11 protein-coding genes and 1 other RNA gene are annotated in these 15022 nt (G+C 60.5%); 6 read left to right on the plus strand and 6 right to left on the minus strand.

What is annotated here, in order from left to right; genetic code table 11:
- Positions 1 to 72 precede the first annotated feature (72 nt).
- From rseP to thrC, 6 genes are all read left to right on the plus strand, one after another.
- Positions 73 to 1434 carry a M50 family metallopeptidase gene (gene rseP / locus ACYU7Z_RS02155; RefSeq protein ID WP_460567039.1) on the plus strand — a complete coding sequence of 454 codons (1362 nt, stop codon included), beginning with the start codon at positions 73 to 75 and terminating at the stop codon, positions 1432 to 1434.
- Between the two features lie 111 nt (positions 1435 to 1545).
- Positions 1546 to 1918, plus strand: a transfer-messenger RNA (tmRNA) gene (gene ssrA / locus ACYU7Z_RS02160).
- Between the two features lie 112 nt (positions 1919 to 2030).
- Positions 2031 to 4004, plus strand: coding sequence for a type I pullulanase (gene pulA / locus ACYU7Z_RS02165; protein ID WP_460567040.1), 1974 nt, complete (start codon positions 2031 to 2033; stop codon positions 4002 to 4004).
- 453 nt (positions 4005 to 4457) lie between these two features.
- The gene (gene thrA, locus ACYU7Z_RS02170; RefSeq protein WP_460567041.1) at positions 4458 to 6887 is read left to right on the plus strand and encodes a homoserine dehydrogenase family protein; all 2430 of its coding nucleotides are present in this window, start codon (positions 4458 to 4460) and stop codon (positions 6885 to 6887) included.
- The gene (locus ACYU7Z_RS02175) at positions 6887 to 7807 is read left to right on the plus strand and encodes a homoserine kinase (protein WP_460567042.1); all 921 of its coding nucleotides are present in this window, start codon (positions 6887 to 6889) and stop codon (positions 7805 to 7807) included. Before thrA ends, ACYU7Z_RS02175 begins: the two co-directional genes overlap by 1 nt.
- A gap of 30 nt (positions 7808 to 7837) precedes the next feature.
- On the plus strand, positions 7838 to 9133 hold the full coding sequence (gene thrC, locus ACYU7Z_RS02180; RefSeq protein WP_460567043.1) for a PALP domain-containing protein: 1296 nt from the start codon (positions 7838 to 7840) through the stop codon (positions 9131 to 9133).
- Between the two features lie 90 nt (positions 9134 to 9223).
- Here the strand turns inward: thrC and ACYU7Z_RS02185 are convergent, their stop codons facing one another.
- The 6 genes from ACYU7Z_RS02185 to uraD all read right to left on the minus strand — a co-directional run bounded on the left by ACYU7Z_RS02185 (position 9224) and on the right by uraD (position 14936).
- Positions 9224 to 10054, minus strand: a complete 831-nt coding sequence (locus ACYU7Z_RS02185) for an MBL fold metallo-hydrolase (protein WP_460567044.1) — start codon at positions 10052 to 10054, stop codon at positions 9224 to 9226.
- Positions 10055 to 10105: 51 nt separating this feature from the next.
- Positions 10106 to 10585, minus strand: a complete 480-nt coding sequence (locus tag ACYU7Z_RS02190; protein ID WP_460567045.1) for a hypothetical protein — start codon at positions 10583 to 10585, stop codon at positions 10106 to 10108.
- Positions 10582 to 11619: a hypothetical protein gene (locus ACYU7Z_RS02195; RefSeq protein WP_460567046.1), complete on the minus strand. Its 1038-nt coding sequence runs from the start codon at positions 11617 to 11619 to the stop codon at positions 10582 to 10584. The genes ACYU7Z_RS02190 and ACYU7Z_RS02195 overlap by 4 nt, the downstream gene beginning before the upstream one ends.
- On the minus strand, positions 11616 to 12602 hold the full coding sequence (locus ACYU7Z_RS02200) for an XdhC family protein (RefSeq protein ID WP_460567047.1): 987 nt from the start codon (positions 12600 to 12602) through the stop codon (positions 11616 to 11618). The genes ACYU7Z_RS02195 and ACYU7Z_RS02200 overlap by 4 nt, the downstream gene beginning before the upstream one ends.
- The gene (locus ACYU7Z_RS02205; protein ID WP_460567048.1) at positions 12599 to 13954 is read right to left on the minus strand and encodes a DUF6986 family protein; all 1356 of its coding nucleotides are present in this window, start codon (positions 13952 to 13954) and stop codon (positions 12599 to 12601) included. The genes ACYU7Z_RS02200 and ACYU7Z_RS02205 overlap by 4 nt, the downstream gene beginning before the upstream one ends.
- A gap of 112 nt (positions 13955 to 14066) precedes the next feature.
- On the minus strand, positions 14067 to 14936 hold the full coding sequence (gene uraD, locus ACYU7Z_RS02210; RefSeq protein ID WP_460567049.1) for a 2-oxo-4-hydroxy-4-carboxy-5-ureidoimidazoline decarboxylase: 870 nt from the start codon (positions 14934 to 14936) through the stop codon (positions 14067 to 14069).
- Positions 14937 to 15022 lie beyond the last annotated feature (86 nt).

Consider the following 15022-nt stretch of genomic DNA (forward strand, 5'->3'; position numbering starts at 1 on the left):
CTAAAATAGCTCAGCACTGTTCTTTCCTGCCCCTTTTACCGGATATTTGCCCCTATCGATTAATCTGAACGAATGCATTTATTGGTTATAAAATGGGCGGAAGTTGGTGTCAAGGTCGCCCAGCTGATTCTATCCTTTTCCATCCTCGTTGTCCTTCATGAGCTGGGTCACTTTATCCCGGCGCGCTGGTTTGGCTGCCGGGTGGAGAAGTTTTACCTGTTCTTCAATCCCTGGTTTTCGCTCTGGAAAAAGAAGGTAGGCGAAACCGAGTATGGCCTTGGCTGGATTCCTTTTGGCGGCTATGTAAAGATCTCCGGCATGATCGACGAGAGCATGGACACGGAGCAGATGAAGCAGCCGGCGCAACCCTGGGAATTCCGCAGCAAGCCGGCCTGGCAACGACTCATCATCATGCTCGGCGGCGTCACGGTCAACGTGCTGCTGGCCCTGGTGATCTTTATCGGGATTGCCTGGAAATGGGGTGATAGCTACCTGCCCCCGCAGAACCTCCGCTACGGTATTGCTGCCGACAGCCTGGCTCAAACAATCGGTCTCCGCGATGGCGACATCATCACCCACGTGGGTGGCAAGCCCGTCGAAGACGAGCTCCAGGTGCCCGCGCTCATCATCGGTCGCGAGGCAACCTCGATGACCGTCCAGCGGGATGGCCAGTCGTTGGACCTCCCGGTGCCCGATGGCCTCATCAAGAAACTCAATTCACACCTCCGCGCCGAGTTCATCAGCGTGCGCTTTCGTCCCGTCGTTGACAGCTTCACGGAGAAGTCGAATGCGCAGAAGGCCGGTTTCAAAAAGGGTGATACGCTCGTCAGCGTCAACGGTACGCCGACACAGTATTTCCACGAGTTCCAGCGTATCGTGCGCCAGTCGGCCGGCAAGACCGTGCAGGTGGGCGTGAAGCGCGATTCGCAGCTGCTGGCGATTGCTGTTCCCGTTGCAAGCATCGAGGGCCATGGAGCCATTGGTGTCATGCCCCGCCCGCTCGACTCGATGGGCTTCGTGATCAAGACCCGTCATTACAGCTTCGTCGAATCGTTCCCCGCCGGTATCAAGAAAGCCCGCTTCACGCTCAATATGTACCTCACCGGTCTCAAGCAATTGTTTACCGGTAAGGCCAATCCCAATGAATCGGTCGGCTCGATCGTAAGCTTTGCCAAGATCTTCCCCGGCCAATGGGACTGGCGCAGCTTCTGGAGCCTTACGGCCGTGTTCTCGATCATCCTGGCCTTTATGAACGTTCTGCCCATCCCGGGTCTCGACGGCGGCCACGCGCTGTTCACCCTTTACGAAATGATCACGGGCCGCAAGCCCGGCGACAAGTTCATGGAATACGCGCAGATCGTTGGTTTCGTGCTGCTCATCAGCCTGATGATCTACGCGCTGGGTCTCGATATCTGGCGACTGTTCCGCAAATAGAAGTTTGTAGTTTGGGGTTTGTCGTTTGTCTGCAAACCACAAACTGCAAACTTTGCACTTGGTTAAAGATCGCTTTTCGTAAGTTTGCTTCGCTGTAAAGCAACCCAATAAGGGGGTGTATTGGTTTTGACAGCAGAGGTCTTTGAAGGTGTAAGCATGCCGGGCGTTGGGTAATTAGCCCGTTAATCTGAATACTCAAAACACAAATGGCAATACTTCGTATGCCATGGCTGCCTAATCAGTGATTAGTTAGTCATTTGGGCCGCCGCGGGGGTTCGTCCTTCACCAATCGCCGCCGCCGACTTAAAAAGAAGAAGGAATGCTGCTGCCACAGGCTGTGCCGGTAGCTTAAGATCATCCAGCTAAGGAAACGATTGGTTTGTCCCGGTCCGGTAGTTTCCCGACAAGCAATCCTGGAATAAGCATGTAGAAAGCTTTTGAATATCCTGTTTGGACACCAGTTCGATCCTGGTCACCTCCACCTTCGCCCGCCGGCGCTCGCAAGAGTTCCGGCGGGCTTTTTTTTGCCTGCCTTCGAAGGCTTCGGCCCGTTCGTGATACATCCGGTAACAGTCGGGCTGCCGTATCTTCCCGTCATGAAGTTGCTACTATCCCTTGCCGCGCTGGCCTTCGTGCTTTGCTCTTTTCAACCGCAGCAATCTGCCGGCGAGCCCGAGCCGTATACGGGCAGAGACCTCGGTGTGCACTACAGCCCCAGGCAAACCCGGTTTAAGGTCTGGGCCCCCGGGGCCTCGTCCGTAGTTCTACGGATCTACGCGGCCGGCGAGGGTGGCTTGCCGCTGCGCACGGTGAACCTCTCGCAGGGAGAGGCCAACAGCTGGTTCGCACTGGTCGATGGCGACCTGAAGAACCGCTATTACACACTGCAGGCCACGCACAACGGACAGGCTTCGCTCGAAGTGGCCGACCCGTATGCCGTAGCGGTCGGCGTCAACGGCAAGCGCGGGATGATCGTGAACCTGCGGGAGCTCGAGCCGGCAGGCTGGGCGCAGGAGAAGAAGCCGGCACTGAAAAGTGTGAACGACATCGTGCTGTACGAGCTGCACGTACGCGACCTCTCGATGAATCCCAACAGCGGTATCCGCAACAAGGGTAAATATGCCGGCCTTACCGAACGCGGGACCAAGGGACCGGGTGGCGTTGCGACGGGGCTCGATCATATCCGGGCGCTGGGTGTGACCCATGTGCACCTGCTGCCTTCCTTCGACCACAACTCCATCGACGAAAGCAAGCCGCTCGCACCATTCAACTGGGGCTACGACCCGCTCCACTTCAATGTTCCGGAGGGAAGCTATTCCAGCAATCCCCGCGACGGGCGGGTACGCATCCGCGAATTTCGGCAGATGGTGCAGGGAATGCACCGTGCGGGGCTACGGGTGGTGATGGACGTCGTGTACAACCATACCTCCGATATCAACCATTCCGTTTTCCAGCAATTTGCGCCCGGGTATTTTTACCGCAAGACGGCCGACGGCAAGTGGGCCAATGGAAGCGGCTGCGGCAACGAGACGGCGTCGGAGAAAGCGATGATGCGCAAATTCATGATCGAGTCGCTCCTGCACTGGGTAAGGGATTATCATATCGACGGCTTCCGCTTCGACCTGATGGGGCTGCACGATATCGAAACAATGAACGCCATCAGTGATTCGCTGCACCGCATCGACCCGACGATCTTCCTGTATGGCGAAGGCTGGACCGCAGGCGATTCGCCACTGCCGGAGGCACAACGCGCCGTCAAGAAAAACGTGCTGCAGCTGCGGGGCGTGGCGGCCTTCAGCGACGATATCCGCGATGCACTCCGCGGTCCGTTCAGCGACGATAAGGTGAGCGGCTTCGTGAGTGGTCACACAGGCACGAAGGAAAGCCTGGAATTCGGTATCGCCGGCTCGGTGGAGCATCCGCAGGTGCCTTACGCGCAGGTGGCTTATTCGAAAGCGCCCTGGGCCAGGGAACCTGCGCAGGCCATCAGCTATGTTTCCTGCCACGACGACCCGACGCTTTTCGACCGCCTTCGCCTCTCGAACCCTACAGCCACCGAAGCGCAATTAATCGCCATGGACAAGCTTGCGCAGACGGCGGTGCTTACCGCGCAGGGAGTCGCTTTCCTGCATGCCGGTGAGGAGATGCTGCGTACAAAAGGAGGGATGCACAATTCATACAACGCGCCCGATTCGATCAACGCGCTTGACTGGTCGCGCAAGGCTCGCTACGCCGACATGTTCCGGTATTACCAGGGACTGATTATGATGCGCCGGCATCACCCTGCGTTTCGCCTCCCTACCGCAACGCTGATCCGGCAGCACCTGAAGTTCGGTGCCGATACCGACCCGTTGCTGCTTTCCTACCGCATCAGCGGCGCGCCGGGCGATAGCTGGAAGGACGTGCTGGTATACCTCAATGGAAATGGGAGTGGTCAGGAAGTAGTGCTTCCGCCGGGTAATTGGAGCTTGGCAGCCGATGGCAGGCAGGTAAAGGAAGGGGGCATCCGGAAGTTGTCGGGGCGGTTACTGCTCCCCGCCAATACAGGCTGGGTGCTGTTCCGGCGCTAGAGGCCCGGGAGGCGGGAAAAAAAAGAATCCCACTAAGACTAGCGGGACGTAACGATTGCTTGCTATATGAAAATTTTGAGTGATCTGGTACGAAGGTAAAATGTGTCCATGGTACACAATAACACATTTGACCGCGGCAATACGCCCGCTATAGAGGGGTTTTCAGCCCCGAATGCAGACTGGAAGCGGTTTTGAGCCGGTTTTTCCTCCGGTGGCCAAGCTGGGTCCGTTTGGCGGAAAGATCCGCTTTTGCTTGGCGGGTTGCGTTTTTCCGGCTATCTTGTTAGCCATGACCCACCTTTCACAGCCTGCCGCTTCCCGTTTCGCCTCCCCGGCGAAGGCCCTGCTGTGCACAGGCAGCAGCACAACCCGAAAGGGTTGCCGCTAGCCATATCCCCCCAAGGCCCCCCGGGCACAGTTAGCAGGACCTTTATTGACCCAAACAACCAACTTATGTATGTATTGAAATTCGGCGGCACCTCCATGGGGTCGGTCGGCGCGATCCGGCGCGTTAGCGCGCTGGTGCAGGATTATGCGGCCCGAGGAACGGTCGTGCTGGTAGTATCGGCGATGAGCGGCATTACCGACGAACTGTTAGGCCTCACCCGCAGCGCAGTAGCAGGCGGTGAAGGGGGAGAAGCGGCGCTTGTTTCCCTCGAGGCGCGGCACCTCGATGCCTGGAAAGAACTCGTGGGTACCGACCCTGCTGCACTGACAACAGAATTCAATGCCCTGCGCACCTTATATGAAGGGATTCGACTCCTCGGCGAGTGCTCGCCGCGAACCACCGACCGCGTGGCGGCCTTTGGCGAGATCCTTTCCTCGAAGCTGTTTGCCGCGCACCTCTCCGCTACCCGTATTTCTACGGAGTGGGTCGACAGCCGCCGCCTCATCCGCACCGATAGTCAATTCGGTAACGCGCATGTGCAACACGCGGCCACCGAATCGCTTATCCGGCACCACTTTTCGGCGCCCCATGCGCAGGTGAGCGTGCTGCCCGGGTTTATCGCCGCCAACGAGGCGGGCGAAACAACCACGCTTGGCCGTGGCGGCTCCGATTACACCGCAGCCATCATCGGTGCGGCACTCCCCGAAGCTGAAGTAGAGATATGGACCGACGTGCCCGGAATGATGACGGCCGACCCGCGCCTCGTGGCCGGTGCCCGCACCATCGAGGCGCTCTCCTTCCAGGAAGCCATGGAGCTCTCGCATTTCGGCGCCAAGGTGCTTTACCCGCCCGCGGTGCAGCCCCTGATGAAAAAGCAGCGGGCAGTGCGTATCCGCAACACCTTCGCACCCGAGGCGGCGGGCACGCTCGTACACGCGCGGGCGATCGCCGACCGCACCATTATCCGCGGCATTTCAAGCATCACCGGCATTGCGCTCATCAGCCTCGAAGGAAGCGGAATGGTAGGCATCCCCGGCTTCAGCCACCGCCTCTTCGGGGCACTGGCGCTTCGCCGCATCAATGTGATCCTCATCACACAGGCTTCGTCCGAGCATACGATCTGCGTGGCCATCGAGGCCTCATCGCTCGAAGGGGCCGTGCGCGCGGTGGAAGACGAGTTTCGCAGCGAGATCCGCGAAGGCATCGTTGAGCCACTGCAGTGCGAGACCGGCCTCGCCATCGTTGCCCTTGTCGGCGACCACATGAAGGCGCACTCGGGTATCAGCGGGCGCATGTTCAGCGAGCTCGGGCGCAACGGCATTAATATCCGCGCCATTGCACAGGGATCTTCGGAGCGCAATATCTCCACCGTGATCAGCGGCGCCGACGTGCGCAAGGCCATCAACGTGCTCCACGAAGCTTTTTTCGAAACCGAGTACAAGCAGGTCAACCTGTTCATCGCAGGCACCGGCAACGTCGGAAAGCGGCTCCTGGCGCAGCTTGCGCAGCAGCAGCCATGGCTGCAGCAGCACCTTCGCCTGCAGGTGCGCGTGGTTGGCCTCGCCAACAGCCGGCGGATGATATTTACGGAAGCGGGCATCGACCTGGCCTCCTGGGAGGAAGCACTCGCCTCGGGTGATGCGATGGATGTGGACCGCTTCCGGCAGCAGGCGTTGGCACTCAACCTCCGCAACTCGGTGTTTGTAGATGTTACGGCGCAGCAAACCGTCGCAGCGCTTTACGAGGGATTCCTGCAACGCAGCATCCCCGTGGTGGCCTGTAACAAGATCGCTGCTTCGGCGAGCCTGGAGCGCTACCGCGGGCTGAAGGAGCTGTCGCGCGAATTCGGTGCGCCCTTTTTCTTCGAAACCAACGTGGGCGCCGGTCTTCCGGTGATCGGCACGCTCGGTGATTTGATGAATAGCGGCGATGAAGTGCACCGTATCGAAGCGGTGCTGAGCGGTACGCTCAACTTCGTTTTCAACAACTATGACGGCAGCAGGCCGTTTGCCGACGTGGTACGCGACGCGCAGCAGCAGGGCTACACCGAGCCCGACCCGCGCCTCGACCTCCGCGGAACCGACGTTGCCCGCAAGATCCTGATCCTTGCCCGCGAGGCCGGTGCCCCGCTCGAGTTCGACGCGATTCAGAATACGCCTTTTATGCCCGCCTCCTCCATGGAAGGGAGCATCGACGACTTTTACAACGAGCTTGAAAAGCAGGAAGACCATTTCCGCGCGCTGCTGGAAAGCGCGCGCGCAGCGGGCAAGCGTCTCAAGTATGTCGCCACCTATTCGGACGGCGCAGCGCAGGTGGGCCTGCAGGCTATCGACCCGCAGCACGATTTCTACCACCTGTATGGCAAGGACAACGTCGTGCGCTTTTTCACCAACCGCTACACCGAGCAGCCGCTCGTGGTGAAAGGGGCCGGTGCCGGCGCGGATGTGACGGCTTCCGGTATTTTTGCCGACATCATTAAAACCGCGCGCACCTGATGAAACCTGTAACTGTTCTGGCCCCCGGCTCCGTATCCAATCTTGGCAGCGGCTTCGACGTATTGGGCTTTGCCCTCAACGAGCCCTGCGACGAGCTTATCCTTCGCTTCAGCGATACACCCGGCGTACGCCTTATCAACGAATCGCCCTACGAGCTCCCCGACGACCCGGAGCGCAATGTATCGGGCGTCGTGCTCTTATCGGTGCTCCGCAAAACCGGCTCGGGCCGTGGCTTCGAGCTCACTGTTCGCAAGCGGATAAAGCCGGGGAGCGGCATCGGCTCGAGCGCTGCCTCGGCCGCCGGAGCTGCCGTGGCTGCGAATACCCTACTCGGCAACCCTTTCTCGAAGCTGGAGCTGCTCGAGCTCGCCATGGAAGGAGAGGTGATCGCCTCGGGCGCGCGGCATGCCGACAACGTGGCCCCGTGTATCTACGGGGGCGTAACGCTGATCCGCTCGCTTGATCCCGTCGACATCATCCCGCTGCCGGTCGCCGACCTGTTTGTGAGCGTCGTGCATCCGCAGATCGAGATCAAGACGGCCGATGCGCGTGCCGTGCTTCGCCTGGAGGTGCCGCTGAAGAACGCCATCCGCCAGTGGGGCAACCTGGGCGCGCTGGTGGCCGGCTTCTACCGCAACGATGCGGAGCTGATCGGCCGGTCGATGGAGGATGTTGTGGCGGAGCCTTTCCGCAAAGCCCTCATCCCGGGCTTCGACGCGGTAGCCGATGCCTGCCGCGCGGCGGGCGCGCTCGGGGGCGGTATTTCCGGCTCAGGGCCTTCGCTGTTTCAGTTCAGCAAAACGCGCGCTACCGCCGAAAAGGTTGCTGAGGCGATGGCGGGCATCTACACGCAGCTCGGTATCGAGTATCATACGTACGTCACTACGATCAATCCCGATGGTGTCCGGGTTGTTTCCTGAAAACAATCCTGCACCTGCTAACATTTATCCATGCGCTATTTCAGTCTCAACGGTCAATCGGCCGCCGTTTCATTTCGTGAAGCCGTGCTCCAGGGACAGGCTCCGTACAAAGGATTGTATTTCCCGGAGACGATACCCGTGCTGCCGCCAGGGTTCTGGAACGGTCTAACGGCAATGGATGACCGCGAAATTGCGTACCGCATCCTTGAGCCCTACACGGCGGGTGACCTGCCGGAGGCGGTGCTCCGTGATGCGATCGAAGCTACCCTGAGTTTCCCGCTGCCCCTTGTGCCGGTAACCGAAAACATTTCGGTTCTCGAGCTGTTTCACGGGCCGACGCTGGCTTTCAAAGACATCGGTGCGTGCTTTATGAGCCGCTGCCTTGCGCAGTTTGCGCCGGGCCTTCACCAACGCATAGTCGTACTGGTGGCGACATCGGGGGATACCGGTGGCGCCGTCGCCAACGCATTTTTCGATGTGCCCGGGACCGACGTCGTGGTGCTCTACCCGGCGGGCAAAGTGAGCCCGGTGCAGGAGCGGCAGATCGCGGCGCTCGGGGGCAACGTGCATGCCCTTGCCGTGGCGGGTGACTTCGACGACTGCCAGGCGCTTGTAAAGCAAGCCTTCGCCGATGCGGAGTTGCGGAAGAGAGTGCAGCTCAGTTCGGCCAATTCGATCAACATCGCGCGCTGGCTGCCGCAGCAACTTTATTACGCACTTGCGTGGAAGCAGTGGCCACATAAAGACCGGCCGCCGCTGGTGTCGGTTCCGAGCGGCAACTTCGGCAACATCGGTGCGGGCCTGCTGCTGCAGCGGTCGGGACTCCCGGTGCGCCATTTCGTGGCGGCGTGTAACGCCAACGATGCGGTGACTGGCTTCCTGGAAAGCGGATCCTTCGAGCGCCGGCCCGCGAAATCAACGATCTCCAACGCGATGGACGTTGCCGATCCAAGCAATTTCGTGCGGATCCTTCGCCTGTTCGACAATGATTTAACCGCGCTGCGCCGGGTACTTCGTGCGACGCGCAGCAGCGACAACGATACACGCGCTACGATCCGCCGGCTGTGGGAGCAAAGGCGCTACCTGCTTGATCCGCACAGCGCTGTGGCCTGGCACGGACTGGAGCAGGTGCTGGCGGAGGGCGAGGAAGGTCTTGTGGTAAGCACGGCGCACCCGGTGAAATTTCCGGATGTCGTGGAGCAGGAGACCGGCGTCCAGGTGCCGATACCCGCGTCGGTCAGCGGGCTGTTTGCGCGGGCGCTTCGCCAGCAGCAGATGGACGCACGCTATGAGCCGCTCCGTGAATTGTTGCTCGGGCTTGGCTGAGCGGACAGGCACTTTGTTTGCGGGAGAGTGCTGTACATGCCGGGACTGGAAGCATGGCAAGCATCCCAACGCAGCGTTCCCCGCGGGATACTATCCGAAAAGCTGCAGTTGTGCCGGCGCGGCGGCTTCGTGGTGCGCCCGTATGGCCGTGTGCAGCGGGCCGACTTCGTACAAGGCGCTTTCCGCATAGCGGGAAGCGACCGTAACCAACGCATCGCCGGCATGGGGGGCAAAGAGCGCCTCCACCAGTTTCGGATCGTTGTTGTTTTGCGAGAGGTGGCCAAGCAGCAGGTGGGAAAGACCTTCGTGCCGGTGGGCGCGGAAAAGGTCGAGCGCTTCGCGGTTAGACAGGTGACCCTGGCCGCCGCGGATGCGTTGCTTCAGGTGCCAGGGATAGCCGCCTTTATCCAGCATCTCTTCATCATAATTCGATTCGAGTATCGCCGCATGGCATTGGCGGAAGTGCTGCACCAGGTTGCTGCAGGCACGCCCTAGGTCGGTGAAGACACCCACGTTGACGCTGCCGTCGCTGATGGTGAAGCTGTAGGGATCCGCCGCATCGTGGATCTTCGAAAAAGGCCGTACCTGCAGGCTGCCGACCGTCACGAGCTCGTGGCCCGCGAAATCGCGAATAAGGTCTTCGTACAGGTACATCCCGGAGCCGCGGAGCGTAGCCGCCGTGATGTAGAGGGGAATGCGGTGCTTTTTGAGCAGCGTTGGCAGGCCGCGGATATGATCCGAATGCTCGTGCGAGATGAAGATGGCGCGAACCTGTGCCAGGGAAAGCCCGAGGCGGTCCATCCGGCGCTCGATCTCGCGGCAGGAAATACCTGCATCCACGAGCACGGCGTCCTGCTCGTTGCCGATATAATAGCAGTTGCCGTTGGAGCCGGAGTTGATCGAAGCGAAACGCAGGGCCATGGGCGACAAAAGTACGACCGTAGGCGGCAGCAACGGGCGCGAGGCCGCTATTTATTCGCCCAGGGCCTGCCAGATCCCGTCGAGTGTGCCGACAACGCGTGCCTCCTGCAGGCCAAAGGCTTCGATCACGTCGTGAAGAAGGTAATCGCGCACCACAAGCAGCAGGTTCCGCGGCCCGTCGGACGGATGCAGCAGGAGCGATCTCAGCGCGCCGGCAAAGCCTTCACCCCCGAGTTCCGCCTTCCCGACCTCGTCGATAACGAGCCAGTGGGCAGAGCGGTTTGCTGCGAGGGAGTCGCAGGCTTTTCGAAAAGCAGCCGCCGATAATCGGAAGCGTCCAACGGGCAATGCGTCCCCGTCGTTACGGGCGTTTGCCGGCCAACGCTTGCCGCTGCCGAGGTCGAGGAAGTAGCGCTCGCCGTCGCTGTCGGGCATCAGCACGCCCCGTACCTCCGGGTGCGCCGCGCACCAGGCAGCGAGCTCGGTGGTCTTGCCGCTATGAACGGGCCGTGAAAAGATGATCGTGTTCATGCAGGCAGCGCTTGTACCCCGGCCGGGTCCCAGGTGAGCGACCAGTGCACGAGGAGCCGGATGAAAAAGGAGATGCGGTGCCCTCGATTGATTTTCGCACTTTCCCGCCAGGCGGCCACCGAAAGGCGGCGCAGGGCCGGGAGCATCCGCAGCAGTTCCTGCACCTCGCCGCTGTGGCTCGAGCCCTTGCGGCGCAGGAAACGGTGCAGCATCCGCAGGGCTACCGGCGCAATCAGTCCGTACCAGATCAGCAAGGCGCAGGCCGTCCAGGTAGCGGCTTGTACCACCGCAAGGGCGCCCTGTTTTTGACTGCCCGAGCTGACGTATAAAATGATCCCGGTAGCTACGAAGAGGAAAACAAGAACGAGCGCACGCTTTCGCCGGCGCGGCGAGCCGGGGAGGTTGTCGTCGGCGGCGAAGTTGGGCGCAGCCGGAAGGCTCCCGGCGTCGGACCTGAAATCGCGCACGAGCTGCGTGGCGATGCTGCCGCAAATGATACCACCTGCCACGTAGATGCCGACATAGGTTGTAACGAGCAGCACGCTGCCAAGAGGAAGCGCAACCGAAAGTTCTTTCCCGATAAAGCTTATGAGCTCGTCGGCGGCATGCCAGAACGATTTCCCGAAAAACAGGGTCAGCGTAAGAAGTTTTTGGAGGGCCGACTCCAGCAGGGCCAGTACCGCCACGAGGTACATCGAAAACCGGTGCACGCCGAATGCCTTATACAAGCCATAGCCGATGAGGCCCTGGAATCCAACGGCGAGGTAGGCCGTTGGCGGGGAGTGCGGGCTTACAACCGCCTTGACGATAAGCGCGAGCAGGAGGCTGTGGAGCACCTGGCGGTAGCGTCCGCCCGAAAGCCAGGCGATCAGCGTGATGCAAAGCACCGAAAAGGAACCCACCAGCAGCCCGGTAAACGGCGCGCGTAAGGCATGGAGCACGCCGCCGAGACCCGATTCGCAAAAGGCCCAGAGCGCGGTGATTCGCTGGATGGCCAGCCGGCGCCGGGCCGGTGTAAGCGTGGCGGTGATCATCCCTGCAAAGGTAATCCGCTACGCCCGGTTGGCAAGTCGCGGTTCTTTTCGCGGATGATCTCGGCGGCAATGCTCACGGCTATTTCCGCGGGCGTCTTGCTGTAGATCGGCAGGCCGATCGGGATGAAGCAATGCTGCCAGCTTTCGGGCGAATGCCCCTCGGCTTCGAGCTCCCGCATCAGCGTCAGCAACTTGGCATCGGAGCCGAGCATACCGAGGTACACGAAGCTTTTTTGGAGCAGGCGGCGGAACACGACCTTGTCGTCGCGGTAGCCGAAGGTCATGATCACCACGTAGTCGGCCTCCGCATCGGTCAGGAGGCTGTCGATGGATTCGTAGTCGCACAGGATCTTCTCGTGGGCGAAGGTGTTGTCAAGAAGTGTATTCAGACCCGGGCGATTGTCGTATAGCTTGATGTAAAAGTCGAGCAGCGACATCTGCTGGCTGAGCGCAAGTCCCACATGCCCGGCGCCGATGATGTGGATCACGGGGCGCTGGTCGAGCTTTTCGCTATACGACCAATGCTCCTCGTCGCTGACCAGCAAGCCATCGGGAACACGCGGCCCGTGCTGGTCTACCAGCAGCCCCTGCGGCCCGAGCGCGATGCGGATGTCGCGCTGGTGCGAGAAGGCCAGCAGCAGGCGGTTCACGGCTTCGGCCTGCGATGTTTGCAGGGGCACAAAGGCGATCAGCTGGCTGCCGGAACAGATCATTCCCGACTGGTCGCGGGCATGCTCTTTATCGTGGTACTGCCGCTGCAGGAACACGCTTGCCTGGCCGGCGGCGAGCAGCGAGCGCGCCTTTTCCACCAGCTTGTGTTCCATCATGCCGCCACCGATACTGCCGTCAATCTGGCCGTCGGCGGCCACGGCCATCTTGAAGCCGCGGCGCCCGGGCGAGGAGCCCTCGCTTTCGAGCACCCACAGCAGCAGCACCGGTATGGAGGCACGGAGCTTCTCTTTTACAAAATGCCAGGTCGTCATTTCCGGCTGCGGTTTTCGAGGATCTTTTTGAAGGAGCGACCGCGGATCTCGTCGAGCGTGAGGCCGGTGCGGAGCACTTCCTCTTCGGTGATGGCACCGCTGTTGAGGGCTTTGAGGAAGAAGTTGAGGAGGCCCTGGCCGGTGGCGGCATCGTCGAATACGTCGCCGATAAGCGTGGCGCGGGCGGCTTTTTCCACGAAGGTTTTGAGACGGTCAACGGCGTCATCATAGCTCTCGAGGAAAAACGCGAACACCGCCGTATAGCGCATGGGCAGCTGAGCCGGGTTCAGGTCCCAGCCCTGGTAGAAGCCGTTCCAGAGCGAGTGGCGGATGTGGTCGTAGCCTTTCTTCCAGGCACGGTGCACCACGGCGCGGTTCTCTTCTTTTTGCGCTTCGGTAAGGTCGCCGCGGTGTGGGCCGATGGGCATCGTGTTGGTGGCGCCGTCCGACAGCCAGATGCCGGTGTGCGCGAGGGCCACCTTGGTCATGTGGTGCGCGAAGTCGCACACGGGGTGATCCATCTCCTGGTAGCGCGCGGTAATACCTGCCGAGGCTGTATAGTCGTAGGTGCCGAAGTGCATGGCGATGCAGCGGCCCTTGCTCGCTTCGATAAACTTGTACAACGGGTTCGTGCCTTCGATCGACATGATCGACTGGGTTGTTTCCACCATCATTTCCATTTTGAGCGAACCGGGCTTCATGCCGAGCTCGCTTTCGAGGATATCGAAGAAAGCCGCCAGCGTTGCGGGCTGCTCGGGAATGGTGACCTTGGGCAGCATCACCACGAAGTTGTCGGGGAGGCGTCCGCCGCTTGCCTTGACGAGCGTGGATACAAAGAGATCAAGCGTGCGAAGGCCGCGCTCTTTCATCTCCTCGGTAAAGGGCTTGATGCGGATGCCGATAAAGGGGGGAAGCGTGCCGGCCTCGATGCCTTTGGCCATTTCGAGGGCGGCCTGTACGGCGGTGGCATCCTCTTCCTCGTTGGCGCGGTTGCCGTAGCCATCTTCAAAGTCGATGCGGAAGTCTTCTACCGCTTCGGTCTGAAGCTTGCGAAGCACTTTATCGTAAACGTCCTGGGCAAGGCGCTCGCCCTTGAGACCAAACACGGCTCCGAAGCTGCGCGCGTCGGGGGCGTAGGTCTGGAAGGTCTCCAGCGCGCGCTCACCCATGGCGCGGGCAAGGTCGGATTTGAACAGGTTGGCGCCGCCATACACCGTGTGCACGGGCTGCCGCTCGCTGCGGTCGCCGGGGTATATCTTTTGAAAGGCAAGGTTGGCGCTGCGCAGGCTGCCGAATAATTCCTCGCGTGTTGTCGAAGGGATGGAAGTGGTTGGGGCGGTCGTTGTATTCATTGCTGTTTTTTTCAGGTGTGGAGAGAATTCAAAAGTCAAAATTCAAAAGGAAAAAACTGGTACGGAACCTTAAGTTACTTATCGTAGGTCTTTTTTGATTATGAGTTGTTTGTTAGCTGCCGCGGTACGTGCTGTACCCAAACGGGTTTACCAGCAGTGGTACGTGGTAGTGCGTATTGTCGAAAACAGTGAACTGTATTTCTACGGCCGGGTAGAAGACGCTGATCTTTTGCTGTGCGTAGTAGGCGCCGGTGTCAAAGGCCATCCGGTAGTTGCCCGCGGGGAGTACCCGGTTGGGCGGCAGCAGGTCGGGGATGCGGCCGTCGGCATTGGTAACACCCTGCGCGATCGTTTGCCAGCCGCCGTCGGCAACAGGCTGCTGCAGGCGGATGCTGATGTCCTTGCCGGGGCGGCCGATGGAAGTATCGAGCACGTGGGTCGTAAGCTGGCTCACTTTGAGAAAGCTCCAGTCGGCGCCATCAAGCAGTTTGCGCAGCCGGATGATCGTGATCTTGTGCTGCTCACCCGCCGCGATGCGGAGTTCCTCGTCGGGGCGGTTGGCGAGGCGGTCCTGCAGGAGGCGCAGCATCTCGTCGGCCGGCTTGCCCGTAGCGCATACGATGAAGATGAAGCCGCACTTTGCCTCGTAGGCCGCGTTGCCCGCTGCCAGTGCTTCGAGTGTGCCGCTGTCGGCGCTGTTGACGCCCGACTGCTCGGCGCTGGCGAGGTGACTGCTGGCGGCGAACTTCTTCTTCAGGCTCTCCAGGTCGCCGATCTTCGGGTGATGGGTGAAGGCCTCGCGCCAGTCGTCTTCGGTGCATACCTCGTACCAGGCCGCCGTGGCGCGCTGCACGAGCTCGGCCTCGGAGCCAAAGGGAAAGCCTTTCATCGTTTCGGCTACCCAGCGTTCAGCACCGCAGCAGGAGCGGAGATGTTCGGCAGCTTCGGCGGCGGGAAGATTATTGAGTTCATTGAGCGTCATCAGGGAAGTTTGGAGTTTGTGGTTTGTAGTTTGGAGTTGGCTTTGGCAAAGCCAAGAACCTTATTGTCATACCGAGCGTATTCGAA

The organism is Flaviaestuariibacter terrae, from assembly GCF_054777635.1.